Source organism: Aeromonas finlandensis, assembly GCF_000764645.1.
Classification (GTDB): domain Bacteria; phylum Pseudomonadota; class Gammaproteobacteria; order Enterobacterales; family Aeromonadaceae; genus Aeromonas; species Aeromonas finlandensis.
The window spans coordinates 1-2874 of the sequence record NZ_JRGK01000333.1; the positions used below are offsets into that span (position 1 = coordinate 1).

General features: G+C 54.2%; 2 protein-coding genes and 1 pseudogene. 1 reads left to right on the forward strand and 2 read right to left on the reverse strand.

What is annotated here, in order from left to right; genetic code table 11:
• Positions 1 to 665 (reverse strand): annotated as a pseudogene (locus LD28_RS0120445) (23S rRNA (cytosine(1962)-C(5))-methyltransferase RlmI); the annotation flags it as partial.
• 295 nt (positions 666 to 960) lie between these two features.
• Here LD28_RS0120445 and LD28_RS0120450 point away from each other — a divergent pair.
• Positions 961 to 2529: a flagellin N-terminal helical domain-containing protein gene (locus tag LD28_RS0120450; protein WP_033138739.1), complete on the forward strand. Its 1569-nt coding sequence runs from the start codon at positions 961 to 963 to the stop codon at positions 2527 to 2529.
• Here LD28_RS0120450 and LD28_RS23735 read toward each other — a convergent pair.
• A partial coding sequence (locus LD28_RS23735) for a hypothetical protein (protein WP_206538775.1) occupies positions 2481 to 2874 on the reverse strand: 394 nt, incomplete at its 5' end. The genes LD28_RS0120450 and LD28_RS23735 overlap by 49 nt on opposite strands.

The window sequence follows — 2874 nt, forward strand, 5'->3', positions numbered from 1 at the left end:
TTGCCTTCGGTGTACTTGGCGGCGGCTTGACGGTTGTCGCGCTGATCCAGATAGAAGCCGGTTTTGTGGCCGTTGCGAATATCCACCAGGATCTTGACGCCGTTCTCTTCGATCACCACCGGCTCATTCGGGGTCTCGCCATAGATAACGCCAGTGCGCTCTTTCAGCCCTTCCTTCTTGCGTACTGCCACGTCGGAGCGCTCATAGATGCTGCACTCGGGGTAGAGGGTACGCAGCGCTTGCGTTATCAGCTCGCGCTGGAATTCGGCACCGGCAGAGAGGATCTGGCACACCAGAAAATCGGCATAACGGTCGATGGTCAGACCCGGCAGGCCGTCGGATTCGGCGGCGCAGAGGCGATAGCCGGTGAGACCCTGACGTTTGATCAGCGGATCGCGGGACTCCTGCGCATATTTGAGGCGGCGGATAAAGAAGTCGAGATCGACGGTCTCATCCTTGTCGAAGGTCCAGACCCGGGCACGGATCTGGGAGCTGCCTGACCAGGCTCCACGGGCGAGCCACTTGCCATCGTTGGCATAGATCTCGACGGTATCGCCGTCAACGGGGTTGCCTTCAACCCGCTCAATCCCCTTGGAGAAGATCCAGGGGTGACGGCGCAGCAGGGATTTTTCGCGACCTTTGACGAGATAGATGAAAACGCTCATGGATGTGTTTGCCGATGGTAGAAAGAAAAGGGGCCACATTCTATGTGCAATAGGGCGGCTAAGCCAGCCTTTGCTGGTATATGGCGGAGTGACGCACTGTACGCCGGGACAACGACCGGGTGTTCTATCTGCAGGATTTGCAGAATCTTGATGTTGGCGTTTTACGCTGCTTATTTTATACACTACGGTTGGTTGTGCTTGTTTTGCGTTCAACATTCGCCGTTGTGTGTGCAAAATATAGTCAAGATAGCGTTTTTATCTTTTTTGATAGTGATTTTCGCTAAAGAGTCATTTGATGATGTCGATAGTGGTGGAGACCATTTTGAATCTTCCCTGTATCGAGCTGTCCATGTCCCTCTCCATCGCTACCAATATTTCTGCCCTCAATGCTTCTCGCCATCTTGGTCAATCATCCAACACGCTGGATTCGGTATATCGACGACTCTCATCCGGCTTGCGCATCAACAGTGCCGCCGATGATGCAGCCGGCTTGCAGATCAGTCATCGCCTCACTAGTGAAGTGAACGGGACCAACACCGCTATTCGCAATGCCAACGATGGGATCTCGGTGATCAACGTGGCCGATGGTGCGCTCGATGAGTCGGTGAACCTGATGCAGCGGATGCGCACCCTGGCACTGCAGTCGGGAAGCGGTGCCAATACGGCAGAGGATCGCGTGGCCCTGAATGCTGAGTTCAAGCAACTGCAGTTGGAGATGGACCGGATTGCCACAGGCACCCGGTTTGCCGGGCAGGATCTGCTGGCGGGCAGTTATAAAGGCATCTTCTCGGTCGGTGCCTATGCAGGACAAAATACCGTCATTACCGATATCAATGCCCAGACCAAAAATCTGGGGGAGATGGAGTGGCAAGCGCGCAGTCCGGCAGGCCGCAAGCCGGGGGCATATGATATTGCTGATCTCCAGCTCTCATCTCAGCCTGTCACGCTCAATGGCGTGACCTTTGACAAGAATTATTCCACGCTGGAAGCGTTCGTGGCAGATATCAATGGCACCACTTTCCCCAATAATCAGGGGCCGGTAAAAGCACAACAACTGCCATTTTCAGTTGCCTCTGCCGTCGATTTATCCGCACTACCCTCCTATATCGATGTGGCGGGCCACTCTGTGGATTTGACCACGGGCATTGATATGACCGGATGGGATCCGGTCAATCCTACGCCCGAAAACAGCGATTTGATGAGGGAAGTGGTTCGGCGTATCAACAATACTGCGCAATCGGCAGGTCTGGGTTTTTATGTGAGTGCCTCCAACAACAGCAATCCCGCCAGTAATGAACTGACCATACATAGCGCTCAGGGTAACAGCCTTGCACTGGCCAATGGCACAACCCCCCCTCCGCAGCCAGCACCACCGGCGCCTCCGGTGATCAGCAATTCTTATCTGAGCTCTCTGCTGCCCGATGTTACCCCCACGACGTATATTGGTCAGATGGAACTGCGCTCATCAGGCGACAAGTATTCCAATATTGATATGCAGGGATCGAGTTTGAATGCGCTGGGTTTTTATCAAGCAGACAAGAAGAAATATACCGTTGATAACATTGATGTTCTGAGTGACGACAACGCCAGCAGGGCCATCAAAACCCTGGATGCGGGCATGAAACAACTGGGTGTTCAGCGTTCGCGGCTCGGCGCCCAGGCCAACGCGCTGGAATCACGGGTGCGCAATCTGGCCAATGCCAATGAGAACCTCAGTGCCGCCCGCTCAAGGATCCGGGATGCCGATATGGCGGTTGAATCGGCGCGGTTGGTCAGTACCCAAATCTTGCAGCAGGCGAGCTCTTCCATTTTGAGTCAGGCAAACAGTCGCCCCCATGCGGCCCTGCGTTTGCTGCAATCCTGATAGGGGGCTGCCAGCTGGTTTAGCGATTGGTCGCGATCCATTGTCACGATCAATAAAGAGAGGCCACCCATTGGGTGGCCTCTTCTCTTAGTGTTGGATTCTATTGGCTTCACAGGTCCGCGTTTAATCTCTCTGAGTATCGGCCACTGAGGCGCTGGCGGCCCGTATGTACCCGCAAAGAGCGGTGATGATACGGTGATGATAAAGAGGGGTAACCAGAGAGCGATCGGGAATATTTCACTGATGGTGAAGTGAATGAGATAGCGGTCAACCCATCGGAATTTAACTTCTTTCATAATGGAGCTGCATCCTGCAGAACAGGGCGTGTCGCGCTCACTATCGTCG